This window comes from Streptomyces sp. NBC_00691 (assembly GCF_036226665.1).
GTDB lineage: Bacteria > Actinomycetota > Actinomycetes > Streptomycetales > Streptomycetaceae > Streptomyces.
Genome location: NZ_CP109007.1, coordinates 3543665 through 3570279, shown reverse-complemented (window position 1 = coordinate 3570279; position 26615 = coordinate 3543665). Strand labels below are relative to the sequence as shown.

Annotated in this window: 23 protein-coding genes; 12 read left to right on the top strand and 11 right to left on the bottom strand. The window is 72.9% G+C overall.

The annotated features are described in order from the left end of the window. Positions 1-64 precede the first annotated feature (64 nt). Complete coding sequence (locus tag OG392_RS15925) at positions 65-1930, top strand: AMP-dependent synthetase/ligase (protein ID WP_329287304.1); 1866 nt, start codon at positions 65-67, stop codon at positions 1928-1930. Between the two features lie 34 nt (positions 1931-1964). Here OG392_RS15925 and OG392_RS15920 read toward each other — a convergent pair whose 3' ends face one another. From OG392_RS15920 to OG392_RS15910, 3 genes are all read right to left on the bottom strand, one after another. Continuing rightward, on the bottom strand, positions 1965-2618 hold the full coding sequence (locus OG392_RS15920; RefSeq protein ID WP_329279846.1) for a pyridoxine/pyridoxamine 5'-phosphate oxidase: 654 nt from the start codon (positions 2616-2618) through the stop codon (positions 1965-1967). Next, the gene (locus tag OG392_RS15915) at positions 2615-3907 is read right to left on the bottom strand and encodes an FAD-dependent monooxygenase (RefSeq protein WP_329279844.1); all 1293 of its coding nucleotides are present in this window, start codon (positions 3905-3907) and stop codon (positions 2615-2617) included. The genes OG392_RS15920 and OG392_RS15915 overlap by 4 nt, the downstream gene beginning before the upstream one ends. A 108-nt stretch (positions 3908-4015) precedes the next feature. Beyond that, positions 4016-5251, bottom strand: coding sequence for a thiolase C-terminal domain-containing protein (locus tag OG392_RS15910; RefSeq protein ID WP_329279842.1), 1236 nt, complete (start codon positions 5249-5251; stop codon positions 4016-4018). Positions 5252-5356: 105 nt separating this feature from the next. Between OG392_RS15910 and OG392_RS15905 the strand changes: the two genes are divergently transcribed. Then, entirely contained in the window at positions 5357-6604 is a 1248-nt protein-coding gene (locus tag OG392_RS15905; RefSeq protein ID WP_329279840.1) for an acyl-CoA dehydrogenase family protein, read from the top strand. Continuing rightward, positions 6605-7075, top strand: coding sequence for a nitroreductase family deazaflavin-dependent oxidoreductase (locus tag OG392_RS15900; RefSeq protein WP_329279838.1), 471 nt, complete (start codon positions 6605-6607; stop codon positions 7073-7075). A 155-nt stretch (positions 7076-7230) separates the two neighbouring features. Here the strand turns inward: OG392_RS15900 and OG392_RS15895 are convergent, their stop codons facing one another. After that, positions 7231-7878, bottom strand: a complete 648-nt coding sequence (locus tag OG392_RS15895) for a TetR family transcriptional regulator (RefSeq protein WP_030315615.1) — start codon at positions 7876-7878, stop codon at positions 7231-7233. A gap of 398 nt (positions 7879-8276) precedes the next feature. Between OG392_RS15895 and OG392_RS15890 the strand changes: the two genes are divergently transcribed. Both OG392_RS15890 and OG392_RS15885 read left to right on the top strand, forming a co-directional pair. Then, positions 8277-9062 carry a VOC family protein gene (locus tag OG392_RS15890; protein WP_329279836.1) on the top strand — a complete coding sequence of 262 codons (786 nt, stop codon included), beginning with the start codon at positions 8277-8279 and terminating at the stop codon, positions 9060-9062. 137 nt (positions 9063-9199) lie between these two features. Continuing rightward, a complete protein-coding gene (locus tag OG392_RS15885; protein ID WP_329279833.1) occupies positions 9200-11659 on the top strand; it encodes an outer membrane protein assembly factor BamB family protein in 2460 nt (819 codons plus the stop codon). A gap of 51 nt (positions 11660-11710) precedes the next feature. Here the strand turns inward: OG392_RS15885 and OG392_RS15880 are convergent, their stop codons facing one another. After that, entirely contained in the window at positions 11711-12319 is a 609-nt protein-coding gene (locus tag OG392_RS15880) for a hypothetical protein (protein WP_329279831.1), read from the bottom strand. A 123-nt stretch (positions 12320-12442) separates the two neighbouring features. Here OG392_RS15880 and OG392_RS15875 point away from each other — a divergent pair, with 123 nt between their 5' ends. Continuing rightward, complete coding sequence (locus OG392_RS15875) at positions 12443-13054, top strand: hypothetical protein (protein ID WP_329279829.1); 612 nt, start codon at positions 12443-12445, stop codon at positions 13052-13054. On the opposite strand, the gene OG392_RS15870 is transcribed toward OG392_RS15875, so the two are convergent. Genes OG392_RS15870 through OG392_RS15860 form a run of 3 tightly spaced genes read right to left on the bottom strand, consistent with a single transcriptional unit; the run spans position 13041 to position 15395 of the window. Beyond that, positions 13041-13817, bottom strand: coding sequence for an enoyl-CoA hydratase/isomerase family protein (locus OG392_RS15870; protein ID WP_329279827.1), 777 nt, complete (start codon positions 13815-13817; stop codon positions 13041-13043). The genes OG392_RS15875 and OG392_RS15870 overlap by 14 nt on opposite strands. Further along, positions 13814-14239, bottom strand: a complete 426-nt coding sequence (locus OG392_RS15865; RefSeq protein WP_329279825.1) for a Zn-ribbon domain-containing OB-fold protein — start codon at positions 14237-14239, stop codon at positions 13814-13816. Before OG392_RS15865 ends, OG392_RS15870 begins: the two co-directional genes overlap by 4 nt. Before the next feature lie 13 nt (positions 14240-14252). Beyond that, positions 14253-15395: a lipid-transfer protein gene (locus tag OG392_RS15860; RefSeq protein ID WP_329279823.1), complete on the bottom strand. Its 1143-nt coding sequence runs from the start codon at positions 15393-15395 to the stop codon at positions 14253-14255. 89 nt (positions 15396-15484) lie between these two features. On the opposite strand from OG392_RS15860, the gene OG392_RS15855 reads away from it, so the two are divergent. Continuing rightward, a complete protein-coding gene (locus OG392_RS15855) occupies positions 15485-17029 on the top strand; it encodes a FadD3 family acyl-CoA ligase (RefSeq protein WP_329287302.1) in 1545 nt (514 codons plus the stop codon). A 158-nt stretch (positions 17030-17187) separates the two neighbouring features. Further along, positions 17188-17856, top strand: coding sequence for an LppU/SCO3897 family protein (locus tag OG392_RS15850; protein WP_329279821.1), 669 nt, complete (start codon positions 17188-17190; stop codon positions 17854-17856). Between the two features lie 247 nt (positions 17857-18103). Here the strand turns inward: OG392_RS15850 and OG392_RS15845 are convergent, their stop codons facing one another. Together OG392_RS15845 and OG392_RS15840 are read right to left on the bottom strand one after the other, a co-directional pair. After that, a complete protein-coding gene (locus OG392_RS15845) occupies positions 18104-18313 on the bottom strand; it encodes a hypothetical protein (RefSeq protein ID WP_329279819.1) in 210 nt (69 codons plus the stop codon). A 210-nt stretch (positions 18314-18523) separates the two neighbouring features. Continuing rightward, a complete protein-coding gene (locus OG392_RS15840; RefSeq protein WP_329279817.1) occupies positions 18524-21607 on the bottom strand; it encodes an AfsR/SARP family transcriptional regulator in 3084 nt (1027 codons plus the stop codon). 184 nt (positions 21608-21791) lie between these two features. Between OG392_RS15840 and OG392_RS15835 the strand changes: the two genes are divergently transcribed. Further along, positions 21792-23009, top strand: coding sequence for an amidohydrolase family protein (locus tag OG392_RS15835; RefSeq protein WP_329279815.1), 1218 nt, complete (start codon positions 21792-21794; stop codon positions 23007-23009). 67 nt (positions 23010-23076) lie between these two features. Here the strand turns inward: OG392_RS15835 and OG392_RS15830 are convergent, their stop codons facing one another. After that, a complete protein-coding gene (locus OG392_RS15830; protein WP_329279812.1) occupies positions 23077-23325 on the bottom strand; it encodes an RICIN domain-containing protein in 249 nt (82 codons plus the stop codon). 266 nt (positions 23326-23591) lie between these two features. Between OG392_RS15830 and OG392_RS15825 the strand changes: the two genes are divergently transcribed. The 3 genes from OG392_RS15825 to OG392_RS15815 all read left to right on the top strand — a co-directional run bounded on the left by OG392_RS15825 (position 23592) and on the right by OG392_RS15815 (position 26528). Further along, a complete protein-coding gene (locus tag OG392_RS15825) occupies positions 23592-24509 on the top strand; it encodes an LLM class F420-dependent oxidoreductase (protein WP_329279810.1) in 918 nt (305 codons plus the stop codon). 11 nt (positions 24510-24520) lie between these two features. Then, the gene (locus tag OG392_RS15820; RefSeq protein WP_329279808.1) at positions 24521-25282 is read left to right on the top strand and encodes an SDR family NAD(P)-dependent oxidoreductase; all 762 of its coding nucleotides are present in this window, start codon (positions 24521-24523) and stop codon (positions 25280-25282) included. Positions 25283-25403: 121 nt separating this feature from the next. Beyond that, the gene (locus OG392_RS15815; protein ID WP_329279806.1) at positions 25404-26528 is read left to right on the top strand and encodes an LLM class flavin-dependent oxidoreductase; all 1125 of its coding nucleotides are present in this window, start codon (positions 25404-25406) and stop codon (positions 26526-26528) included. The last annotated feature ends 87 nt before the right edge of the window (positions 26529-26615 follow it).

Sequence of the window (26615 nt, the reverse complement as noted above, 5' to 3'; positions counted from 1 at the left end):
CATCGACGCACGACCTCAGTTCATCGCGCAGACCGAGGAGCCGCACGTGTCCGTCGTCACCGCCCTGTCCGAGAGCGAACCGGTCGAACCGCACAAGACCCTGGTGGACGGGGTGGTCCGCGAGGTGTCCGTGCCCGCGCTCGTCCCCGTGATCCGCCGCGGCTCGCTCGCCGACCTGCCGTACGACAACGCCCGTCAGGACCCCGACGCGGTGCTCTTCTCCCGCAAGGGGCCGGACGGGGCGTGGGCCGACGTCACCGCCTCCGCCTTCGCCGCCCAGGTCCACTCCGTCGCCAAGGGCCTGATCGCCCACGGACTGCGGCCCGGCGACCGGCTCGCCCTGATGGCGCGGACCACCTACGAGTGGACGCTGCTCGACTTCGCCGCCTGGGCCGCCGGGCTCGTCACCGTCCCCGTCTACCCCACCTCCTCCGCGTTCCAGACCCGCTGGATCCTCCAGGACTCCGGCGCCGCCGCCTGTGTCGTCGAGGATCCGGCCCAGGCCCGGCTCGTCTCCGCCGAGCGGCGGCAGCTGCCGGGCCTCGCCCATCTCTGGGTCCTGGACACCGGCGCCGTCGAGCAGCTGCGGACGGCGGGCGCCCGGGTCGCCGACGAGGCCGTCACCGCCCGGCGGGGGCTGCTCACCCCGGAGACCCTCGCCACCCTCGTCTACACCTCGGGCACCACCGGCCGGCCGAAGGGCTGCGCCCTCACCCATGCCAACTTCTTCGCCGAGGTCGACAACGCGGTCCGGCTCCTCCATCCGGTCTTCGTCTCCGAGAGCAAGGATCCGGCGGCCACTCTGCTCTTCCTGCCGCTCTCCCATGTGTTCGGGCGGATGGTGGCCATCGGCTGCGTGCGGGCCCGGGTGCGTGTCGGGCACGCCCCTTCGGTGGAGGGGGAGGAACTCCTGGACGATCTCGCCGGGTTCCGTCCCACGTTCCTCCTCGCCATCCCGTACGTCCTGGAGAAGGTCTTCAACTCCGCCCGGGCCACCGCCGAACGGGGCGGCAAGGCCGCCGCCTTCGACCGGGCGGCCCGGGTCGCCCGCCGCTACGGCCAGGAGGCCGCCCCGTCGCTCTCGCTGCGGGCCGCGCGGGCGCTCTACGACCCGCTCGTCTACCGGCGGATCCGGGCCGCGCTCGGCGGCCGGGTGAGGTACGTGATCTCCGGCGGCTCCCCGCTCGGCGCGCGGCTGGCCGAGTTCTTCGCCGGGGCGGGCGTGGAGGTCTTCGAGGGGTACGGCCTGACGGAGACCACGGCCGCGTCGACGGTCACCCCGCCCCGGCGGCCCCGTACCGGCACGGTCGGCTGGCCGCTTCCCGGTACGTCGGTCCGGATCGCCGGGGACGGCGAGGTCTGGCTGAAGGGCGGTCATGTCTTCGCCGGGTACTGGGACGCCCAGCGGGGGGCGGCCGTGCCGTACACCGACGACGGCTGGTTCCCCACCGGCGATCTCGGTTCGCTGGACGCGGAGGGCTATCTGCGGATCACCGGCCGCAAGAAGGACATCCTCATCACCTCGGCCGGCAAGAACGTCGCTCCGGCCCCGCTGGAGGACTGGCTGCGCGCGCATCCGCTGGTCGCCCAGTGCGTGGTCCTCGGCGACAACCGGCCGTACGTCACGGCCCTGATCACCCTCGACCACGAGGGTCTGACGCACTGGCGGCGGATGCGGCACAAGGACCATCTGGCGCTCTGGGAGCTGGCCCGGGACGAGGAGCTGCTGGCCGCCCTGGGGCGGGCGGTGGACGATGCGAACCGGCTCGTCTCACGGGCGGAGTCGATCCGCGACTTCCGGGTCCTGAACGCCGAGTTCTCGGAGAGTTCCGGCCATCTGACCCCGTCGCTCAAGCTCAGACGGCGTGCGGTACTGCGGGACTTCGCCCGGGAGATCGAGGAGATGTACGCCTCCGGGGCCGGCGCCTAGCGGCGGGCCCGCAGGGCCGCGGGCCGAACGGCTGTCACGGCCAGAGGAGTTCGCGGGTCCAGCCGTCGTCGGTGCGGCGGTAGCGGAGCCGCAGGTGGCGGCGCCTCTCGTCGCCCTGGAAGAACTCGACCTCGGTCGGCTCGACGACGTAGAGCGTCCAGGTGGGGGCGGGGGCGTCCGGTTCGGCCCGGGCCCGGAGCCAGGCCTGGGCGCTCGCCTCCGCGAGGGTCTCCGGGGAGTCGAGGAGTTCGCTCTGCCGGCCGACCAGGGCCGAGGCGAGGGCACCGGTGCTGCGGGCATGGAGGTCCTCGTACGCCTCCTCCGTCGTCCCGGTGGTGACATGGCCCCTGACCCGGACCTGGCGGCCCTGGACCGGCCAGTAGAAGCCGAGCGCGGCCTCGGGGCGGGCGGCGAGCTGGCGGCCCTTGGCGCTGGTGGCGTGGGAGGCGAAGTGCCAGCCGCGCGCGTCCGCGTCGTGCAGCATCACCGTGCGGACGTCGGGCCTGCCGTCCTCGTCCACGGTGGCCAGGGAGAGGGTGTGCGGCTCGGTCTGGCCGGCGGCGACCGCCGCGGTGAACCAGTCGTGGAAGAGGGGGAGCGGCTCGGGCGGGGTGCCCGCGGGGTCGAAGGCGGGCAGCTCGGTGTCCCAGACCTTCAGGGAGCGCAGGGCGTGGTGGAAGTCGGTCATGAGGCCACGGTAGGCCGCGCGGTGGTGGCGGCGGGGGCCGCGTCCGCGAGCGGCGCCCGGTAGTCGATCAGCGGGACCGCGTTCGCCGCCGCCTGGATGTCGTCGCGGATCTTCTTGGCGATGAGGTTCTTCCAGGGGGTCTTCGGCAGGGTCCGCACCATGAGCATCCGCAGCTTGATCTTCCACTTCGAGTCGACGGTCATCTCCTTGACGAAGCCCTCCGCCATCTTCTGGTTGCGTTCCACGCCGGGCCGCATGTGCGCTTCGTAGCGCTCGAAGGCGACGCGGTGGTCGCCCCGGGCCCGGGCCAGTTCGCCCGCCAGGACGTACGCGCCGGTGAGGGCGAGGCCGGTGCCCTGGCCGGAGGCGGGGGAGGAGCAGTGGGCGGCGTCGCCGAGGAGGACGACGCGCCCCTTCGACCAGCGGTCCATCTCGATGAGGGAGATGGAGTCGAAGTAGAGGTCGTCGGCGTCGGCGGCGTGGCCGAGGAGGCGGGGGATCTCCCAGCCGTCGCCGGCGAAGGTGTCGGTGAGGTGGCGGCGCTGGGTGGCGACGTCCCGGTGGTGGTAGGGGAGTTCCCCGGGCGAGGAGAAGATGAAGAGGTTCTTCGCTTCGGTCTCGCCGGCCGAGCTGTAGACGCAGACGAGCTTCCCGGGCAGGGCGTGGTACGTCTCCCAGCGGTCGAGGCCGAGGTGGTTGGGGGCGGTGAAGATGGAGACGTACGCGCCGAGGTGGCGCTTGAAGCGGTTCTCCTCGCCGAAGACCAGGCGCCGGGTGTGGGAGTGCAGTCCGTCGGCGCCGACGACCAGGTCGAAGCGGCGGACGGTGCCGCTCTCGAAGGTGACGGTGACGCCGTCGGCGTCCTCGTCGAGGGTGGCGACGGAGTCGTCGAAGAGGTACTCGACGTCGTCGCGGGTCCGCTCGTACAGGATGCGGGCCAGTTCGCCGCGCATGATCTCGTCGTCCTCCTCGACGCGTCCGCCGAAGATGTCGGCGGGGAGTTCGCCGATGGTGCGGCCGCGGTCGTCGACGTAGGAACCGCCGCGCATGTCGGTGGAGCGGGCGCGGATCTCGTCGAGGATCCCCATGCGGCGGCAGACCTCGATCGCGGTGCCGCGGATGTCCACCTTGTAGCCGCCGGTGCGGAGTTCGGGGGCGCGCTCGACGACGGTGGGGGTGAAGCCGTAGCGGTGCAGCCAGAGGGCGAGGGCGGGGCCCGCGACCGAGGCGCCGGAGATGAGGACGGTCTTCGCGGGGGTGCCGGCGGTGGTGTGCGCGGTGCTGTTCATGGCAGGACTCCTTGTCGGTGGCCGCGGGCCGGTCCCCTGCCCGCGAACATGACTATACGGATGTCCTACACGCGTGTCTATGACGATTGTATAGATTCTTGGCCGGGGTCACGACCGGCCGAGGACCACCGTCCCCGACGAGCAGAACCAGCCCCCCGTGCCCGATGCCACCGCCACCTCCGGCAGACTCCCGTCCGGCCGCCGGACCTGGAGTCCCGGGGCCTCCCCACGCAGCTGCCGCACCGCCTCCACGAGCAGGAAGAGACCCCGCATCCCCGGATGGCAGGCAGAGAGCCCGCCGCCGTCCGTGTTCACCGGCAGCCGGTCCTTCTCCTGGACGAACGGCCCTCCCTCGCCCTTCGCGCAGAAGCCCAGGTCCTCCAGGGTCACCAGGGTCATGTAGGTGAAGGCGTCGTAGACCTCGGCGAGGTCCACGTCCGCCGGGGTCACGCCCGCCCGCTCGAAGGCGAGCCGGCCGCTGACCGCCGCCGGGGAGACCGTGAAGTCCTCCCACTCCGACATCGTGGTGTGGGAGACGTGCTCGCCCGTGCCGAGCACCCAGACCGGGGCCGTACGGCAGTCCTGTACGTACTCCTCGGCGACCAGCAGCACCGCGCAGCCGCCGTCGGAGCGCAGGCAGCAGTGCAGCTTGGTGAACGGGTCCGCGATCATCGGCCCGGCCAGGACGTCGTCGACGGTGATCGGGTCGCGGAACATCGCCTCCGGGTTGAGCGCCGCGTTCGCCCGCGCCCGGACGGCCACCTCGGCGAGCTGCTCCAGGGTGGTCCCGTACTCGTGCATGTGGCGGCGGGCGGCCATCGCGTACTTGGCGATCAGGGTGTGCCCGTACGGCACCTCGAACTGGAGGGGTCCGCGCGAGCCGAACGACAGGTTCGCGGTGCGGCGCCGGGCGCGGATGTCGGCGCGCGCGGTGGAGCCGTACACGAGGAGGACCGCGTTCGCGTGGCCCGCGGCGATCGCGTCGGCCGCGTGCGCGGCCATGACCTCCCAGGTGGCGCCGCCGACGGCGGTCGAGTCCACCCAGCGGGGCCGGAGCCCGAGGTACTCGGCGACCTCGACCGGGGCGAGGGTGCCGAGGCCCGCCGAGGCGAGGCCGTCGATCAGCGAGCGGTCCAGACCGCTGTCCGCCAGGGCGCGCCGGGCGGCCTGGGCGTGCAGGGCGTAGGGGGTGGCCTCGTCGACCCGGCCGCAGTCGGCGAGGGCGACGCCGGCGACGGCGACACGGCGGGGGCCGCGGACGGTGGTGCGTCCGGGGGCGCGGGCGGTGGTCGGCACGGTGGCGGGCGCGTCGGTCGGCACGGTGGTCGGCACGGTGGTCGGCATAAATCTGACGGTACATCAGATTGATGTGAACGGAACCGGCGCGACTCTGGCAACCGGCCCCAAGCGGGCCTAGCATGACGCACCGTCAGAAACGGAGGGAGTCTCATGGACGCCGCCGACAGCGCAGCGCACGCCGCCGGAACCGCCCCGCTCGCCGCCTCGCCCGCAGCCCCGCTCACCGAGGAGCAGCAGGAGATCCGCCGCACCCTGCGCGCCCTGCTCGCCGAACGGGCCGGACCGCAGGAGAACCGCGCGGCCACCGCCACCCCCCAGGGATACGACCCCGACCTCTGGGCCCGGATGTCCGGCACCCTCGGCGTCGCCGGGCTCGCCCTCCCCGAGGAGTACGGCGGAGTCGGCTGCGGGCCCGCCGAACTCGCCCTCGCCTGCGAGGAGGCCGGCCGCGCCCTCGCCCCCTCCCCGCTCCTCGCGACCAGCGTCCTCGCGGCCCCGCTCCTCGCCGCCCTCGGCACCCCCGAGCAGCGCGCCGCGCTCCTCCCCAGGCTCGCCGACGGCAGCCTGACCTGCGCCCTCGCCGTCCCCGGCGGCTCACTCGCCCTCGCCCTCGGCCTCACCGGCGACAACACCGCCGAGGACTGGTCCGGCGGCGGCCGCGCCGGCGGTGTCCAGGCCCGCGCGGTCGACGGAGCCTGGCGGCTGTACGGCGAGGCCGGCCAGGTCCTCGACGGGCACAGCGCCGGACTGCTGATCGTCGCCGCCCACGCCGGAGGCTTCGCCCGCAGCCGCACCCTGCTCTTCCTCGTACGGGCGGGGTCGCCGCAGGCCGCCGGACTGGTCCGCACCCGGCAGGCCACCCTGGACTCCACCCGGACCCAGGCCACCGTCCAGTTCAGGGACACCGAGGCCGAACTCCTCGGCGAGGAACCGGCCGACGTCCTCGGCGCGCTCGCCGTCACCGGCCGCGCCGCCGCCGTCATGCTGGCCGCCGAGGCCGTCGGCGCGGCCGGGGAGGCCCTCGACCGGACCGTCGCCCACGTCGGCGCCCGCGAACAGTTCGGCCGGCCCGTCGGCTCCTTCCAGGCGGTCAAGCACCGCCTCGCCGACCTGTACGTCCAGGTCGAGGCCGCCCGCTCCCTCACCGCCTGCGCGGCCAGGGAACCCGGACCCGGGCCCGACAGCGGGCCGCTCGCGCTCGCCCACGCCCTGGAGGCGCTCCACGCCACCGCGGGCGAGTCCATCCAGCTCCACGGCGGCATCGGCTTCACCTGGGAACACGAGGCGCACCTCTTCTTCAAGCGGGCCGCCTCCGACGAACTGCTCTTCGGGCCCGCGCGGCGGCTCCGCGCCCGCGCGGCGGAACGGACCGGACTCTTCGGAGAGGTGGCGGCGTAGATGCCGGTCGGACGCAGGCTGATGCAGAAGATGTCCTCGACGAGGACATTCGCCCGGATAGGGCCGCACGTCGTGCCCGCCATGGACAAGGCGGTGCACCGGCTGACCAGGGGAAAGGTGCTGCTCAGCGCCCAGATGCTGCCCGGTGTCGTGCTCACCGCGCGGGGCGCGAGGAGCGGGCTGCCCCGGGTCACCCCGCTCGCCTGCATGCCGGAGCCGGACGGCGGCTGGCTGCTCGTCGGCTCCAACTTCGGGCGCCCGGGTCACCCGGCGTGGACGGCGAACCTGCTCGCCCATCCGGACGTCGAGGTGAACTGGAAGGGCGAGGACATCCCCGTACGGGCCCGGCTCCTGGCGGGGGAGGAGCGCGCGGAGGCCTGGCGGGCGGCACTGGAGTTCTGGCCGCCGTACGCCACGTACCAGGCACGGATCGAGCGCGAGATCAGGCTCTTCCGGCTGAGCCGCCGGTGACCTCCGCCCCGTGGGCGCGGCCACCACCGGCCGCGGGGATGGTGCCCGTGCGGCGGTGTCGCAGGCTCGTCCGGACACGGCGACGCCGACGGCGGTCCGAGGGGCGGGCCGCCGTCGGCGTCGACGACAGGACGGGTGGAGGAGAGGGGGTGGGCCTATCTGGTCGGCTTCTTGCCGGTGATGCCCAGATGCACCAACAGGGCCAGATTGGGCTTGAGTTCGGCCTGCTTCACGCCCCAGGTCGTGAAGCCCTTCTGGTGGCCGGCGACCGCGGCCAGCATCGCCACGAGCGAGCCGGCCATGGCGGCGGGGCTGACCTCCTTGTCGACCTTGCCCTTGGCCTGGAGCTCCTTCACCGCGTCCGTGAGGGAGTTGGTGACCGAGTTCAGGATCTTCATGCGGATCTTGTAGAACCGCTTGTCGCCCTCCGCGGCGCCGAGGTCCACCACCCGGAGGATGGCGTCGTGCTTCCGCCAGAAGTCCAGGAAGCCTTCGACGAGTTCCTCGGAGGTCTGCCAGCCGGCCTTGCCGACCCAGGAGCGGCCGGAGACCAGCTCGGTCAACCCGGCTCCCTCCTTGGCCATTTCCTCCGCGATCTCGAGAACGGCTCCCTCGACGTCCGGGAAGTACTGATAGAACGTCGCGGGTGAAGTACCCGCCTTCCGGGCCACATCGATGACCTTGACGTCCCGGTAGGGCGAGGAGCTGAGCATCTCACCGAGGCAGTCGAGCAGCTTCTGCCGCGTCGCCTGGCCGCGTCGTCCGGCCACGCGGCCGTCGACGGTGCGTACTTGTCCTGTCATGCCGTCAGCTTACCGAGGGGGTGTCGGCGCGCGATTCGGCCGACTGCAAATGGGGTGCACCCCCCTGCCACTCGTGTTCTCCGAGGTGGGCACGCGTGTCTCCGCGGGCACTCCGGTGAAGGGGAGGGGCGGGATCACGCCACTCGTGGCGGGGTGGGAGGGAGGCCGAGGGGATCCCGGTGCCGGGGCCGCGGGGTCTTCGTACGCGGACCGGCGGGATCCCCGTACCGGGGCCGCGGGATTCCCGTACCCGAATAGGCTTATGAACAGCCTGTGGACAACTTCGGTGGACAACTCAACTGTCCCAAGGGTTCCGCCCCGATAAATCGCCATTTTGTTCGTATTTCGGGGTGCCGTGAGACGCTGCGGGGCGGTTTCCGCCGACCTAGCGTGTGGACATGGCCGTACGCACTGAGGGCACCCCCTGCTGGGTGGACGCACAGCTCCCCGACCTCGAGGCGGGCAAGCGCTTCTACGGCGAGCTCTTCGGCTGGACCTTCGACCCCGACCGCGACGAGGCCCTCCTCGACGGGCGCCGCGTCGCCGGCCTCCTCCCCAAGCGCGACGGCCGCATGCCCACCACCTGGACCGTCTACCTCGCCACCGAGAACGCCGGCACCCTCGCCGCCCGGATCAGGGACGCCGGCGGCCAGATGGTCATGGACCCCTACCCCGTCGGTCCCTTCGGCGTCCTCGCGCTCGCGGCCGACCCCGGCGGCGCCGTCTTCGGCCTCCGCCAGTCCGGCGACGACAACGGCTTCGAGACGACCGGCCGACCGGGCTCCTTCTGCTGGATGGAGGTGTACACGCGCCGTCCCGGCGCCGTCGACACCTTCTACGCCACCGTCTTCGGCTACCTCGGCCGCCAGGCCGACGCCGACGAGGAGGGCAGGGCCGCCGGCTTCGACTACCGCGTCTGGTCGCCCCCCGGCTCCCGGACCGGCGACGACAGCGCCTTCGGCGGCCGCGCCGTCATCAGCGACGACTTCCCCGCCGAGATGCCCGGACACGTCCTCGTGTACTTCGCCGTCGACGACTGCGACGAGGCCTGCGAGACCACCGTCCGGCTCGGCGGCCGGGTCGCCACCCCTGCCTTCGACACCCCGCACGGCCGTATCGCCGTCCTCCACGACAACCAGGGCGCGCGCTTCGCGGTCCTCTCGGAGCCGTCCGGCACGAGGTGAGGCTTCCGCTCCGGATGGCTCCGATATGAGCTGTGACACCCCGATCCGCCCCCGGGTTCGCAACCGGGCCCTCGGACAGGAAGAATCAGGGCCACGGGGCCGTACCCTCATGGCCCGTACGGGGAGGTGGCAGGCAAGTGGAACAGCTGACGCAGCACGACCCGAGACGTATCGGGCCCTTCGAGGTGCTGGGCCGGCTCGGCGCGGGCGGAATGGGCCTGGTCTATCTCGCGCGCTCGGCCTCGGGCCGGCGCGTGGCGATCAAGACCGTGCGCACGGAGCTCGCTGAGGACCAGCTGTTCCGGGTCCGCTTCACCCGTGAGGTGGAGGCCGCGCGGGCGGTCTCCGGCTTCTACACGGCCGCCGTCGTGGACGCCGACCCGCGGGCCGCCGTGCCCTGGCTCGCGACCGCGTACGTCCCCGCGCCCTCGCTCGAAGAGATAGTGAACGAGTGCGGACCGCTCCCGGCCCAGGCCGTGCGCTGGCTGGCCGCCGGTGTCGCCGAGGCCCTGCAGTCCATCCACGGCGCGGGCCTGGTCCACCGTGACCTCAAGCCCTCCAACGTCCTCGTCGTCGAGGACGGCCCCCGGGTGATCGACTTCGGCATCGCGTCGGGCGTCTCCAACACGCGCCTGACCATGACCAACGTCGCCGTCGGCACCCCGGCCTACATGTCGCCCGAGCAGGCCCGTGACTCCCGCAGCGTCACCGGCGCGAGCGACGTCTTCTCGCTGGGCTCGATGCTGGTCTTCGCCGCCACCGGCCACGCGCCGTTCCACGGCGCCAACCCGGTCGAGACCGTCTTCATGCTGCTCCGCGAGGGCCCGGACCTGGAGGGCCTGCCCGACGAGCTGCGGCCCCTCATCGACGCCTGCATGCAGATGGACGTCAGCCGCCGGCCCACCCCGGCCGACCTCCAGGCCCAGCTGGCCCCGCATCTCTTCGGACCCGGCAGCGACGACAGCGGCACGGCCTCGGCCTGGCTGCCGCGGAGCGCCACCGACATGATCGAGACCCGCCGCGGCGGGCGCCCGGCTCCGGCGTCGACCGCGCCGCCGATGCCGCCGCGTCCGCCCCGGGGGCCCGGCGGCGACCCGCGCTTCCCCGAGCCCGCGCCCCACGGGGCCGGGGGCCGGCACGCCGAGCCCGCGCCCGTCGGCGGCGGCCGGCACGCGGGGCCCTCCGAGAGCTCGGGCGGTCCCGTACGCCTCGGGGGCGCGACCGTACCGATCGGCCCCGGCCCCCGGGTCGCCGACACCCGTGCGGCGCTCGCCGTCGGCCGGAGCGCCGACGCGGGCCCGGCGACCGGCTGGATCCGTCCGCCCGGCGGCGGCCCGCACGGCGCGGACCACGGCTCGTACGCCGGTTCCTACGCCGGGGAGCCCGGCCCGCCGCCCGGCTCCCGCCCGGTCAACGTGCCGCCACAGGGCTCCGAGCAGGCCGCGCCGGCCGAGCCCGGGCCCTGGCGGCCGTGGCGCTTCCGGATGTCGAACGACGTCTGGGGTACCCCGGTCGTGGACGGCGACCTGTTGTACGTGACCTCTTTCGAGGTACACGCGCTGGACACCGGCAGCGGCCGGCGCCAGTTCAAGACCCGGGACGTGGCCTGGTCCATGGCCGTCGCCTCGGGCCGCATCCACGCCTCCGACGGGCCCACGCTCTACGCCCTCGACGCGACCGACGGCGCCGAGCGCTGGCGGCTGCGGACGGACGCCTGGGTGTACTCGCTCCAGGTCGACCGGGGCACCGTCGTCACCGGCACGCGGGGCGGCGGCGTGCAGGGCTGGGAGGCCTCCAACGGCGCCAAGCTGTGGGAGATCACCGGCGCGCAGACCGACTTCGAGACCCCGGAGGCGGGCCCCGCCGTGCACGGCGACACCGTGTACGTGTGGCGGGACGCCCGGCTCCAGGCCCTCGACGCCCGCACCGGGGCGGAGCGCTGGTCCTACCCGATCGGCGACGCCGCCTCCTGTGCCAACGTGCCGGTCCGGGTCGCCCCGGCCGAGGACGGCTGTGTGTACGTCTCCGCCGGGACACGGGTCCTGTCGATCGACATCGCCGCAGGTCATGTCCGCTGGCACTTCGAGGCGCCGGCCGTCTTCACCTCCCCGCCCGCGTTCGCGCCGGGCCCGGCGGTCACCGGCGGCGGGGTGTACCTCTCCGACCACCTCGGCACGGTGTACGCCCTCGACGCCACCAGCGGTCAGGACCGCTGGCGCATCGCGACCGAGCCGCGCCAGTCGACCGAGCCGGTCCTCGTCGCCGACGGCAACGTCCACGTCGGCAGCGGCAGCGCGCTGTACACGCTCGACGCCGTCACCGGCACGCCCCGGTGGCGGTTCGCGGCGGGCGGCGAACTGGTCGGCTCGCCCGTCGTCGCCGACGGCCGGGTGCACTTCGGCTCGGCCGACCATGTCCTCTACACCCTGGACGCGACCGGCGGGCAGCTGCGCTGGAAGCTGGCCACCGGCGGCGAGATCACCGGCTCGCCGGTGGTGCGGAACGGGGTCGTGTACGCCTGCAGCAAGGACCGCTGCGTGTACGCGCTCGACGCGGTCAAGGGCACGGCCACGGGCCGGGGGGCCGCCGCTCGGTGACCCGGCCGTCGGGCCGCCCGGCGCACGGACAGGGACCCGCCCCGAGGCGCCTCAGCTCTTCGGCGGCGGGTCTCCCCGTTCCCGCTCCGGGTCCCCGGCCGGTACGTCGTAGGTCTGCGTCGCGGCGTAGGGCGCCGAGGCCCCCGGGTGCGCGCGCGGCTCCTCGAGGGTGGACGGGTCTTCCGGGGGCGGCCCGTCGAGCGTGGGGTGGGTGGGCCGCGGCGGCCGGTCCGCATGGTGCGGCGGGCGGGACCTGCCCGACATGACGAGCGCGCCGAGGAGCAGCAGGATCCCGCCGCCGAAGGCGTTCGCGACCCCGTCGCCGAGCCCCGCACCGTCGCCGCCGATCGTGAGGCCGCCCTCCGCCTGCCCGACCCGCACCATCCACAGGACGGTGAAGCCGAGGACGACGAGCCCGGCGAACGCGACGAGCAGCCGGGAGCGCAGCACCACTCCGAGGAGGGTCAGGAGGGCGGCGAAGAGGAAGGGCGCGAGCATCGAGCCGAGCAGCTCGCCCTTGGCGTCGGTGATGCCGGTGAACAGCTCGTCGATCGCGTAGTCGCGTCCGTGACGGCCGTCGTACCAGGCACGGAAGGGGCTCCAGACGGCGGCCGTCGCTCCGGCGAGGGCCAGGACCGAGCCGGCGACGTTGCGGATCATCGATGCGGCCTCCTTGGCGGTCCGGCTCCCGCTCCCGACGCTACGCCCGCCGCGGGGGGCCCGCCACGCGGCCACCGGCCGCCGCTAAAGTGGCGCGGACACGACAGGGAGGACGGGGCGGCGATGGTACGCACACGCCTGAAGCTCGCGGCGACGCTCACGGTGGTGGTGCTGGCGCTGACCGGTTTCCACACCGGCCACGGCAGCAGCAGTGGTGGCGGCAGCGGGAAGAGCAAGAGCGGCAAGAGCAAGAGCCGGGGTCACTCGGACGACGACTCGGGCGGCGGCTGCTCCAGCGACGAGAAGAGCAACGACGACTATAGCGGCTCGGGCGGCAACAGCGCCGCCGACGAGTACACGTACGACCCCACGCCGACGGCCACGCCGACCGCGGACGTCCGTGTCTCCACCGTCGACTGCGTGAAGCCCGCGCAGAAGAAGCGCAAGGGCAAGCCGGCCCGCAAGGCGGACACCACGACCACGCTGAGGATCACCTCGGACGCGTGGGAGGAGAAGACCTACCGGGTCGTCGTGGAGTTCAGGGGCGCCGCCTACAAGGTGGTGGACAAGGCCGAGACGACGATCACGGTCGAGCGCCGGGGCACGAAGACCTTCGAGGTCGGGATGGCCCACCCCGGGACCGTCGGTCAGGTGAAGGAGTGCGTCGCCTTCGTCGAGGGCGAGGCGCCGGGCGCCACCCCCTCCACCGCCACCCCGTCGCCTACCTCGTCCTGAACCCCGCCCCTCGCCTGCCGAACAGTTCCGCCTGCCGGTCCGGCGGCAGGTTGCCCAGGGCGACCAGGTGCGGCGCGTGCGCCAGGGCCTGGGCCCGGGCGGCCTCCTTCACCGACCAGAGCGCCCGGACCGTCCCCTGCACGGCCTCCGTCGGGTGGCTCGCGACGACCGCGGCGGCCTCGCACGCGGCGGCCAGCGCGCCGCCGGGCGGGGTCAGCTCGGAGACGAGGCCCGTCTCGTACGCCCGCCGGGCCGAGATCCGTTCGGCGCTGCCCATCAGGGCCATCCGGGCGATCTCCCCGTACGGCATCCGCTGCGCCATGTGGACGGTCTCGAAGGCGCTGACCATGCCGTACGTGGTGTGCGGGTCGAAGAACGTGGCGTCCTCCCCCGCGACCAGGAACTCCGACTCGCCGAGCAGGTAGAACGCCCCGCCGCAGGCCATCCCCTCGACGGCGGAGACGACCGGCTTCCACAGGTCGTTCGCCTTGGGGCCGATCGTGAGGAGCGGGTCGTCGATCGTGTAGGGGGACGAGGGCTGCGGCACGTTCCCCACGGCGGTGCGGTCGATGCCGGTGCAGAAGGCCCGCCCGCCGGCCCCGGTGACGACGATCGCGCGGACCTCGTCCTCGTACCGGAAACCCCGCCAGACGGCGCCCAGTTCGCGGGCCATGTCCAGGGTGATCGCGTTGTGCTTCCCGGCCCGGTCGAGGGTGACGACGGCGACGCCGGACTCCTTGTCCCGCTCGACCCGGACGCTCATCCGCGCTCCAGGAGCCAGCGCGGGACGACGACGCCGTCGATCTCGGCGAAGGCCACCCGGACCGGGGCGCCGATCCGGAGCCGGCTCGGGTCGACCGAGTTCAGGGGTGCCTCCGGGGCGGCGACCACATTGCCGACGAGGCGGATGCGCGGGGCGTCGGCGAGTTCGACGATCACCGCGTTGTACGGGGCCTGGGCGGCGTACTCGGGCAGGAGGGGCGGGTGGGGGAGCACATAGGACCAGATCCGGCCGCGGCCGGACATCGGGCGCCACTCGCTCGCGAACGACTGGCAGTGCGGGCAGCAGGGGCGGGGCGGGAAGCGCAGCTCGCCGCAGTCGGCGCAGCTCTGGACGCGCAGTTCGCCCCGGGCGGCGTACTCCCAGAAGGGGGCGCCGTCCTCGTCGGTGACGGGGGTCAGCATGTGGATCAGCTCCTCAGGCGCGCAGCAGGACGGCGGACGTGGGGACGCCCTCGCCCGCCGTGACGAGGCAGGTGGCGGCGTCGGGGACTTGGGCGGTGGAGGTGCCGCGGAGTTGCTTCACGCCCTCGTTGATGAGGTTGAAGCCGTGGACGTAGGCCTCGCTGAGCCCGCCCCCGCCGGTGTTGAGGGGCAGCCGGCCGCCGATCTCCAGGGCGCCGCCCTCGGTGAAGGCGGCGCCCTCGCCGCGGCCGCAGAAGCCGTAGCCCTCCAGGGAGAGCGGCACGAGCGGGGTGAAGGCGTCGTAGATCTGGGCGACGTCGACGTCCTGGGGGCCGAAGTCGGCCTGCTTCCAGAGGTGGCGGGCGGCGGTCCAGGCAGGTCCGGAGAGCGGGTCGTCGTTCCAGTAGTTGACCATGCCGTGGTGCTGGGCGGGCAGGCCCTGGGCGGCGGAGTGGACGTACACCGGCTTCTGCCGGCAGTCGCGGGCCCGCTCGGCGGAGACGATGACGCAGGCCAGTGCCCCGTCGGTCTCCAGGCAGTTGTCGAAGAGGCAGAGGGGTTCGCTGATCCAGCGGGAGGTCATGTACATCTCGCGGGTCAGCGGGCGTTCGTACATGATCGCGGCGGGGTTCTGGTTGGCGCGGTTGCGGCAGGCCAGGGCCACGTTGAAGAGGTGGTCGCGGGTGGCGCCGTACTCGTGCATGTAGCGGCGGGCGAGCATGCCGATCTCGTCGGCGGGCCGGAGCAGCCCGAAGGGGCGGGTCCACTGGCCGGGGGTGGGCAGCTGGACGGTGGTGTTCTTCCAGGGGCGGGGGCCGCTGCCCCGCTTCCGGGACCGCCAGGCGACGCCGACGCTCGCCTGTCCGGTGGCGACGGCGGCGGCGAGATGGCCGACGGTGGCGCAGGAACCGCCGCCGCCGTAGCCGACCTTGGAGAAGAAGGTGACGTCGCCGGCACCGATGGCCTTGGCGACCTCGACCTCGTCGGTCTCCTCCATCGTGTACGAGGCGAAGCCGTCGACCTCGGAGGGTTCGATCCCGGCGTCGTCGAGGGCGGCGAGGATCGCTCGGCAGGCGAGTGTCCTCTCCGTCTCGGGGAGCTGTTTCGCGAAGGCGGTCTGACCTATGCCGACGATGGCCGTGGCGTCCTTGAGCACCGAACCTCCTCATGGGGCAGCACTGCTGACAGCGCGTCAGGCTACAACTAATCTGACGGATAGTCAGCTACAGGAGGTGGGGTATGAGCATGCGCGGCGACCTGGAGTGGGGCACGATCCCCGGTCTCGTCCGAGCGGCCGCCGAGCGGTACGGCGCGCGGGAGGCCGTCGTCGACGGCCGCAACCGCGTCAGCTACGCCGAACTCGGCGAACGCGTCGAACGGGCCGCGGCCGCCTGTCTCGCCACCGGCATACGCGTGGGGGACCGGGTCGCGGTCTGGGCCCCCAACACCCTCGACTGGATCGTCTCCGCGCTCGGCGCCGTCACCGCCGGCGCCGTCCTCGTCCCGCTGAACACCCGCTTCAAGGGCACCGAGGCGGCGTACGTCCTCCAGCGCTCCCGCGCCCGGCTGCTCTTCGTCACCGGCACGTTCCTCGGCACCTCCTACGTGGCCTCCCTGCGCCGCTCCGGGGTCGCGCTCCCGGACCTGGAGCGGGTCGTGGTCCTCGGCGACACCGCGCCCGAGGAGTGGACGACCTGGAAGGAGTTCCTGGCGGAGGGCGACACCGTCCCGGCGGCCCGGGTCCACGAGCGGGCCGCCGCCGTCGACCCCGCGGCCCCCTCGGACATCATCTACACCTCCGGCACCACAGGCCGCCCCAAGGGCGCCGTCATCAGCCACGCCCAGAGCCTGCGCTGCTACGCGATCTGGTCCGAGCTGGCGGGGCTGCGCGAGGGGGACCGCTATCTCGTGGTCAACCCCTTCTTCCACACCTTCGGCTACAAGGCCGGGATCCTCGCCTGCCTGATGCGGGGCGCGGTGATCGTCCCCCAGCCGGTCTTCACGGTCGACACGGTCCTCGCCAACATCGCCGCCGAACGCGTCACCGTCCTCCCCGGCCCGCCCACCCTCCACCAGTCCCTCCTGGACCACCCGGCCCGCGGGAGCCACGACCTCTCCACCCTCCGCCTCGTCGTGACGGGCGCGGCGGTCGTCCCCCTCCGTCTCGTCGAGCGCCTCCGCACGGAGCTGGGCGTCGGCACGGTCCTCACGGCGTACGGCCTCTCCGAGGCGAGCGGCATCGTCACGATGTGCCGCCGGGAGGATCCGGCCGAGACGGTGGCCACCACCTCGGGCCGGGCGATCCCCGGCACGGAGGTACGGGTCTCGGCGACGGGCGAGGTCCTGGTCCGCGGCCACCACGTGATGAGCGGCTACTTCGAGGACGCGGCGGAGACGGCCGCGGCGGTCGACGAGGAGGGCTGGCTCCACACGGGAGACATCGGTGTCCTCGACGAGCGGGGGAACCTGCGCATCACCGACCGCCTCAAGGACATGTTCATCGTGGGCGGCTTCAACGCCTATCCGGCCGAGATCGAGCAACTCCTGGGCCTCCACCCGGACATCGCGGACGTCGCCGTCATCGGCATCCCGGACCCGAGGCTGGGGGAGGTGGGCAAGGCGTTCGCGGTCCGCAGGCCGGGCGCGAGGGTCACGGCGGACGACCTGATCGCCTGGTCGCGGCGGGAGATGGCGAACTTCAAGGTGCCGAGGGAGGTCGAGTTCGTGACGGAGCTGCCGAGGAACGCGAGTGGGAAGGTGGTGAAGGGAGAGCTGAGGGCCAGGCGCTGAGGCGCCGCGCGGGTCGTGCGCCGCCCGGCCTGTGCGCCGAGGGTCCGCGCCCCGCGCGGCTCGTGCGCCGCCCGAAGGGAGTGCAACCATCCGCCGCCGTGTACACGTCATAGGGGCCGTCCTCGGCGAACCGCAGTCCCCCTCCCCTGGAGCAGCCCGTGTCCTCGCCAGCGCCTTCCGAGATCCCCCTCACCCTGACCCCGCAGCAGGCGGCCCAGGGCGTGATCATCACCGTCACACTGCCGACCGGCCCCGCCCACCTCAGCGTCCGCCCCTGTCGTCACGGCGAACTCGTCGCCGCACGGCTGGGCGAAGGCACGGTGTACCTCCGCATCACCGTCGCCGGCGGACAGAAGAAGGGCGGCGTCCTCGGCTGCCTGATCCCGCTCGCCGTGATCGGCGCGCTCATCGGCGGCTCGTACCTCCTGGGCGACGACAAGGACGACCGGGCGGGCTCGACGGGCCCCGGCCCGATCCCGACGTTCTCCTACCCGGCCCCGCCCACCTTCGACGTGGACGGCGACCCGACGGGGGCCGCCACCCCCACGGAGAGGGAACCCGACCCGTACGAGAAGGGCACCTGCCTCAACGGCTCGCTCCCCGACTCGTCGACGGCGCAGTCGGTCAGCGGCGTCGACGAGGTCCCGTGCTCGGCGTCCGACGCGCACTACAGGGTGATCCAGACGTTCCCGTTCACCTCCGACATGAACCGCTGCAACGCCAACCCCCAGACGCAGTACGCCTTCTCGCACCGCTACACGATGAACGGCAGGACGGTCAACGAGTACGTCTACTGCCTGGTCGGCCTCGGCTCCTACGCCCGCTGAGTCCCGGACGCGCCGGGCCCGGGAGGGGCGGTGGGGGCACACGGCGGAGGGGCCGGGCAGCTGCCCGGCCCCTCCGTCTCACAGTGGTCCGATCGCGTTGCGCACGGGCCCTGCCCGGACGGATCCCCCCTGGTTCCGTCCCGGGCGTCCCCCGGGCCCGTGTGCTCCCCCGTCGACCGGACCTCCCCGGTGGGTCACGGCGGCTCCCCCGAAGTCGCCGCCGCGGCCCGTCCCCGTCGGGAATGGTCTACTTGGCCGGCTCCGTGGTGGCGTGCATGTTGTCGGTCGTGGCCGTGCCCGCGCTGCCGTCGATGGGCTCCGTGGTGGCGTGCATGTTGCCGTTGAAGCCGAGCTTCTCGGCCACCGAGTCCTTGAGCGGCGCGTCGGTCGCGTGCATGTTCTTGCTGACGATGTCGTCGCCGGCGGCGGGCACGTTCGTCGGTTCCAGATCGGCCATGCTGATCAACTCCCGTAGTGACGTCGTATGGGTGGAGTGGGCCTTCCGGCTGTTCCCCCGTGGACTGCCGGAAGGCCCACTCGGAGCCGCTCACCCTAGTGCGACGGTGTGACGGCCGTATCATCGACCCGTGTGCCCCCCGACGCGGCGGACCGATACGAGAAGACTGCCGTGCCGTCATAAACGAACGATGAACAGGCAGCTCAGGGGTCAGGCGGCCGCGGTCTCCCGCAGCAGGGCGCGGACGTCGGACTCCTCCGCCGAGCCGAGCTCCACGAAGATGTCGAGCGCCTCCTGCCAGCAGACCCGCGCCCGGCCGTGCTGCCCTATGCCGGACAGCGCGCGGCCCAGCACGACGAGTGCCTGCCCGCGGCGCCACTCGCCTCCGACGCCCCGGAGGATGACCAGGGCCTGCTCCGAGTGGGACGCCGCCTGGGCGTACCGGCGGGCGGCGATGTCCACCTCGGCGATCCGGAAGAGGGACATGCCCTCCCAGAGCCGCTGCCTGCTGTCCCGGAAGACGCTCAGCGCCTCACCGAGACGGGTCGCCGCCTCGTCGAGCCGGCCGCCCTGGGTCAGCGCGAGCCCCAGCGCGTAGCGGCCGTTGGCGCCCTTGAGGGCGTGGCCCATCGCGTCGTACATCTCGGTTCCCCGCTGGGCGAGTTCGACGGCGATGTCCGTCTGCCCCATCGCGAGATGGATCCGCGAGAGGTTGCACAGCGCACTGGCCTCGCCGGCCTCGTCGTCGCAGGCGCGGAACGCCGTCGTCGCCTGGGTCAGGAAGCGTTCCCCGTCGTCGTTGCGTCCCCGGTACAGGGCCATGATGCCCAGCGCGTTGGCGGCCCAGCACAGCGGAAGGGCGTCGTCCGTCGCGGCCGCGAGATCCATCGCCCGGTGCGCCTCGCCGTCGGCCTCGTCGAAGCGGCCGGCCACGTGCTGGACGTACGTCAGCGTCAGCGCCGCCCGGCCCTCCGCGCGGGTGTCCGAGGCCTGCGCCGCGGCGTCCCGCAGCGTCGTCGCCACCGTCTCGTACTCGCGGGAGTTCGCGCCCGACTCCGCCAGGTCCAGTGACGCCCAGAGCAGGTCGACCGCCCGGCGGAGGGTCCCCGGGGCGGATGCCGACTGGCGCACCGTGGCCAGGAGGCAGTTCGCCTCCGCGTAGAGCCAGTCCTGGGCCGCGTGTCGCTCGGTGAAGGTCAGGCCCTCGTGGGTGGTGGGTTCCAGGTGGTCGACGAGACGGTCGCCCGGGCGCTCGATCGCGTACACCCGCGCCGCCGTCGACAGATAGAAGTCCAGGAGGCGGGAGAGGGCCGCCTCCTTCCCCGCCGGTGGCTGTTCGTCGCGGTCCGCGCACGCACGCGCGTAGAGCCGCACCAGGTCGTGGTAGCGGTAGCGGCCGGGTGCCGCCGACTCCAGGAGGGACGTGTCGACCAGCGCCTCCAGAAGGTCCTCCGTGTCCCAGAGGGGGAGGTCCAGGACTGCTGCGGCCGCCGCGAGCGAGATGTCCGGGCCGTCCGCCAGACCCAGCAGCCGGAACGCGCGCGCCTGCGCCGGCTCCAGCTGTCCGTAGCCGAGTTCGAAGGTCGCCTTCACCGCCAGGTCGCCCGCCTGGAGCTCGTCCAGGCGCCGTCGCTCGTCCGCCAGCTTCGCCGCCAGGACCGACACCGTCCACGTCCGGCGGGCCGCCAGCCGTGAGGCCGCGATCCGGATCGCCAGGGGCAGGAAGCCGCAGGCCGCCACCACGTCGAGGGCCGCCTCGCGTTCCGACTGGACCCGCTCCGCACCCACGATCCGCGTGAACAGCTGGAGCGCCTCCTCCGGGGACATCACGTCCAGGTCCACCAGATGGGCCCCGGCCAGGTCGACCATCCGGATCCGGCTCGTCACCAGTGCCGCGCAGCCCGCCGTCCCCGGCAGCAGCGGACGGATCTGGGCGGCGTCCCGCGCGTTGTCCAGGAGGACCAGGACCCGGCGCCCGTCCAGCGTCGAGCGGTACAGCGCCGCCCGGTCGTCGAGCGAGTCCGGAATGGCCGTGTCCGGGGTGCCGAGGGCCCGGAGGAAGGAGCCGAGGACCGTCTCGGGCGCGGCCGCGCGGGACCCCGCCCCCTGGAGGTCCACGTACAGCTGCCCGTCCGGGAAGTGCGGCCGCGCCTCGTGCGCGACGTGCACGGCCAGCGTCGTCTTGCCGACCCCGCCGATGCCGGCCAGCGCCGACACGGCCATGACATGGCCTTCGGCGGTGGCGAGCCGGGCGCCCAGTTCCTGTACGAACGCCGCCCGGCCCGTGAAGTCCGGGACCGTCGCGGGGAGCTGCGCGGGACGGGAGACGGGTGCGGCGGCCGGGGCGGCCTCCTCGACCGGGCGGGCGAGTTCGGCGTCGGCCTGCAGGATGCGCTGCTGGAGCCGGGAGAGCTCGGGAGCGGGGTCCACGCCCAGCTCGTCGGCGAGCAGCCGGCGCGTGTCCGCGTACACCGCGAGCGCCTCGGCCTGCCGTCCGCTCCGGTAGAGGGCGAGCATCAGCAGTTCGCGGAGCCGCTCCCGCAGCGGGTGGGCGGCGGTGAGCGCGGTCAGCTCGGACACGGCCTCCGCGTGCGCGCCGACCTCCAGGTCGATGTCGAGCCGGGTCTCCAGGAGCGTGAGCCGCCACTCCTCCAGCCGGGTCCGCTGCGTCTCGGCGTACGGCCCCGGTACGGAGGCCAGCACCTCGCCGTCCCACAGGTCCAGCGCCTCCGCGAGCCGGTCGCGGGCGCCCGCCCGGTCGCCGCCGGCCCGCAGCTTCTCGGCCTCGGCGCCGAGTTCCTGCGCGGTGGCGACGTCAAGGGCGGCGGCGGAGGTGCGCAGGGCGTAGCCGCCGGACTCGCTGACGAGGACCTTCGGGCCGAGCGCCTTGCGGAGCCGGGAGGCGTACGTCCGTACGGCCGCGAGGGCCTGCGAGGGGGACTCCTCGCCCCAGAGGGCGTCGATCAGCTCGGAGGCGGTGGCGGTACGTCCGCCCCGGAGGAGCAGTGCGGCGAGCAGGGCCCGCTGCTGCGGCGACCCGGTGGGCACGGGCTCCCCGTCCCGCCAGGCCCGGACGGGCCCGAGCACGGCGAACCGGAGGAGTCCGGCGGCGGGTTCGGCGGCGTGGGGAGCGGGCTCGTGGTCCGTTCCGGCCCCGTCCCGGCCCGTGACGGCCTGCGCGTCCGCGTCCGACCGTCCGCGACCTCCCTCGTCGGGGTCCAGGCCCGTGCCGGCGTCCGCGCCCGTCCTCGGAGCCCGTTGCGCCGGAACCCGAGGCCCGTTCTCACGGTCCATAGCTCCCCCTGCCCGTACCGCCCACGCTTGTTTCGCCCTGGACAGTCTGCCTTGTCCGGAGGGGGTCCGTCAGCATCGGGTCGGCCGTAGTCCGGGCTGTGATGCGGCCGGAGTGAGCCCGTCACGCCGTCGATTCGACGCACGATAGCTGACGGACCGTCAGATCGGCGCTACCGTGAAAGCCATGGAGACCTTCCCGAAGATCATCTCGGTGGACGACCACACCGTGGAGCCCCCGCACGTCTGGCGGGACCGGCTCCCGTCCCGGTACCACGGCACCGGACCCCGGATCGTCCGCGCCCCGCTCAAGGAAATGACCTTCCTCGGCGGGAAGTTCGCCCCCGTCATGGGGGCCAGGGGGGACGAGGGCCCGATCGGCGACTGGTGGGTCTACGAGGACCTGCACCGTCCCCTCACCCGCCTCGACACCGCCGTCGGCTACGACCGTGACGAGATACGGCTCGAAGTCATCACGTACGAGCAGATGCGGCCCGGCTCCCACTCGGTCCCCGAGCGGCTCGCCGACATGGACGTCAACCACGTCCAGTCCGCGCTCTGCTTCCCGACCTTCCCCCGCTTCTGCGGGCAGACCTTCACCGAGGCGGGCGACCGCGAGCTGGGGCTGCTCTGCGTCCGGGCGTACAACGACTGGATGGTCGAGGAGTGGTGCGGGCCCGAGGCCCGCGGGCGGCTCATCCCGCTCACCCTCATCCCGCTCTGGGACCCGGAGCTGGCCGCCGCCGAGGTGCGCCGGAACGCCGCACGCGGGGTGCGGGCCGTCGCGTTCTCCGAGATCCCGCCGCACCTCGGGCTCCCCTCCGTGCACACCGACCACTGGGATCCCTTCTTCCGGGCCTGCGACGAGACCGGCACGGTCATCGCGATGCACATCGGCTCGTCCAGCCGGATGCCGTCGACCTCCGCCGACGCCCCGCCGGCCGTCGGCTCCACCATCACCTTCGCCAACTGCTGCTTCTCGATGGTCGACTGGCTGATGAGCGGCAAGTTCGAGCGCTTCCCGAACCTGAGGATCATGTACGCGGAGGGGCAGATCGGCTGGATCCCCTACATCCTGGAGCGCGCCGATGTGGTCTGGGAGGAGAACCGGGGCTGGGGCGGGGTCGCCGAGAAGGTGCTGCGCCCGCCGTCCGAGCTCTTCGCCGGACACGTCTTCGGCTGCTTCTTCGACGACGCGTTCGGCCTGAGGAACCTCGACGCGATCGGGGCCGGGAACGTCCTGTACGAGACGGACTACCCGCACTCGGACTCCACCTGGCCCAAGTCCAGGGAGGTCGGCGAGGCGCAGATGGGGCACCTGGCCCCGGACGTCGTCGAGCGCATCGTCCGCGGCAACGCGATCGACCTGCTCGGGCTGACGGAGGACGGTCTCTGGCGGCCGTGACCGGTGCCGCGGTCCGTGCACCGCCCCGGCGGATCAGGTCCTCCGTTCCTGATCCGCCGGTCGTCCGTCAGTTCCGGACGCGAACGGTCCACATCTGGTTGGTCCCCCCGGTGCACTCCCACTGCTGCGCGCGGGCGCCGTTGCCGGTGGCCCAGCCGCCGACCTCCAGGTATCGCCGGCTGTTGAGGTTCTTGTGGGCGTGGCCGCCCAGGTCCTGCGCGCCGGCGGGCGACGCCTGGACGCCGGCCACCAGGCCGAGTGCCGCGACGACCGTCCCGCGCGTGCGCAGCGCGGTGATCTTCCTGCTCGTGTGCATGGGCTCCCCTGAGAGTGCTGTCCGATCGGCGCCGCGGTCGGGTGCGGCGCCGGTGTCCGGCCGTGAGCGTAGGTCCGGGTCTCCGCCGCGCCGCGCGGAAAAGGGGCGATGGGCGTCCCACGGGACGGCCGGGACGGCCGGGACGGTCCGCAACCGGCGACGCGAGAGCCTTGCCTGATGGACCGTCAGGTATGAGCATGGGTCCCGCCCGTCATGTGACGGTGTGTCAGATCAGGTCGCACGGCCAGGACTCAAGGGGGTTCCTCATGGTGGTCTACGGGATGCAGCTGCCGGTCCAGTCGCAGAGCGCGATCTACGCCGAGCCCTGGGAGGCGACCGCCGGGGTCGCCGACCTGCTCGCCGTCGCCCGTGCCGCCGAGGAGTACGGATTCGACTATCTCGCCAGTTGCGACCACGTCGCCATCCCGCGCCGGCTCGCCGAGGCGATGAGCACCGTCTGGTACGACCCGGTCGCCACGCTCTCCTTCCTCGCCGCCGCCACCGAACGCGTCCGTCTGCTCTCGCACGTCGCCGTCGTCGGACTGCGCCATCCGCTCGTCACCGCCAAGGCCTACGCGACGCTCGACCACCTCTCCGGCGGCCGGCTGGTCCTCGGGGTCGGCGCCGGGCACGTCCAGGAGGAGTTCGAGGCGCTCGGCGTGGACTTCGCGCGCCGGGGCGCCGTGCTCGACGAGACCATGGACGCGCTGCGGACCGCGCTCGGGCCGGAGGAGTACCCGGAGCACCTGGGGGAGCGGTTCGCCTTCAAGGACCTCGGGCAGCTGCCCCGGCCCGCGCAGGAGCGCGTCCCGCTCTGGGTCGGCGGATCCTCCCCGGCCGCCGTGCGCCGCGCCGCGCTCAAGGGAGACGGCTGGCTCCCGCAGGGCGACCCGCGCGACCGGCTCGCCGCACAGATCCAGAAACTGCTGCGGCTGCGCGCCGAGGCCGGGATCGCGGAGCCGATCACCGTCGGCGCGATCGCCGAGCCGCTGTACATCGGCACGCCCGACCGGCCCGTCGGCCGGCGCACCCTCAGTGGCCGCCCGGAGGAGATCGCCGCCTCCCTGCGCGCGTACGGGGAGATGGGCGTGGACCAGATCCAGGTCCGGTTCCGTTCCCGGAGCCGTGCCGAACTCATCGACCAGATGGCGGCCTTCGGCACGGAGGTCGCCCCTCACCTCTAGGGAGCACGGACATGGGCACACTCGACGGGCGGGTCGTCCTCGTCACCGGCGCGGCGCGCGGACAGGGCGAGCAGGAGGCCCGGCTGTTCGCCGCGGAGGGGGCCGAGGTCGTCCTCGCCGACGTCCTCGACGACGCGGGCGCCGCACTGGCCAAGGAACTGGGGGAGGAGCGGGCCGTCTACGTCCACCTGGACGTGACCAGGGAGGCCGACTGGGCCGCGGCCGTGGCGGTCGCCAAGGAGCGGTTCGGGAAGATCGACGGGCTGGTCAACAACGCCGGCATCCTCCGCTTCAACGAGCTGCTCTCCACCCCCCTGGAGGAGTTCCAGGCGATCGTCTCCGTCAACCAGACCGGCTGCTTCCTCGGCATCCGGACCGTCGCGCCCGAGATCGCGGCGGCCGGCGGCGGGACGATCGTCAACACGGCCTCCTACACGGGGCTGACGGGGATGGCCGGGGTCGGCGCGTACGCCGCCTCGAAGCACGCCGTCCTCGGGCTGACCCGGGTCGCCGCGCTGGAGCTGGCCGCGAAGGGGATCCGGGTGAACGCCGTCTGCCCGGGCGCCATCGACACTCCCATGAGCAATCCGGAGGGCGTGGACCCGGCCGCCACGGCCGAGCTGTACCGCAGGCTCGTGCCGCTCGGGCGGATCGGGCGCCCGGACGAGGTGGCGGCGCTCGCGCTGTTCCTGACCGGGGAGGACTCGGCGTACATCACCGGCCAGCCCTTCGTGATCGACGGCGGCTGGCTGGCGGGAGTCAGCCTCTTCTAGTCCTATCTGACGACTCGTCAGCTATTGACGGGCCCACCCCGCGGTGCGACAGTCGGGCACATCAAGAATCTGACGGCACGTCAGAAAATCCGTCAGAAACTCACGAGGACGGTGAACCCCCTTGGAATTCGGGATCTTCGTACAGGGATACGTCGGCAAGCGGGCCGAGACCGATCCCGAAGCCGAGCACAAGGCGCTCATGGAGGAGACCGAGTACGTCATCCAGGCGGACAGGTCCGGATTCAAGTACGCCTGGGCGTCGGAGCACCACTTCCTGGAGGAGTACTCGCACCTCTCCGCCAACGACGTCTACCTGGGCTACCTCGCCCACGCCACCGACCGGATCCACCTCGGCTCCGGCATCTTCAACCCCCTCGCCCCCGTCAACCACCCGGTGAAGGTCGCCGAGAAGGTCGCCATGCTCGACCATCTCTCCGGTGGACGGTTCGAGTTCGGCTCCGGGCGTGGTGCGGGCTCCCACGAGATCCTCGGGTTCATGCCGGGCATCACCGACATGAACCACACCAAGGAGCTGTGGGAGGAGACGATCGCCGAGTTCCCCAAGATGTGGCTCCAGGACGAGTACGTCGGCTTCCAGGGCAAGCACTGGTCACTGCCGCCCCGCAAGATCCTCCCGAAGCCGTACGGCAAGTCCCACCCCGCCATGTGGTACGCCGCCGGGTCCCCCTCCTCGTACGCCATGGCCGGCAGGAAGGGTCTCGGAGTCCTCGGCTTCAGCGTGCAGAAGGTCTCCGACATGGAGTGGGTCGTCGAGTCGTACAAGACCGCGATCAAGGAAGCCAAGGCGATCGGCGACTTCGTCAACGACAACGTCATGGTGACCTCGACGGCGATCTGCGCCGAGACGCACGACAAGGCGGTCGAGATCGCGGTCGGAGGCGGCCTGAACTACCTCCAGTCCCTCCTCTTCCGCTACCACGACACCTTCCCGCGGCCGGAGGGCATCCCGGAGTGGCCGGAGCTGCTGCCCGAGTACTCGGCCGAGATCATCGAACTCCTCATCCAGGAGGAGCTGATGATCTGCGGCGATCCTTCGGAGGTGCTGGCGCAGTGCAAGCGGTGGGAGCAGGCGGGGGCGGACCAGCTGTCGTTCGGGCTGCCGATCGGGATCTCGTACGAGGACACGATGAACTCGATCAAGCTGATCGGTGAGCACGTGATCCCGAAGATCGACACGGACCCGGTCCACCGCACGACCCGTTTCCGCCGGTCCGCCGGCTCCTGAGGGCCCCACGCCGACGAGCGGTGAACGACGAGCGCGGGGTGGTGTCTTCCCGGACCGCCGCCCCGTACCGGCCCCGGCCGGAGGCCG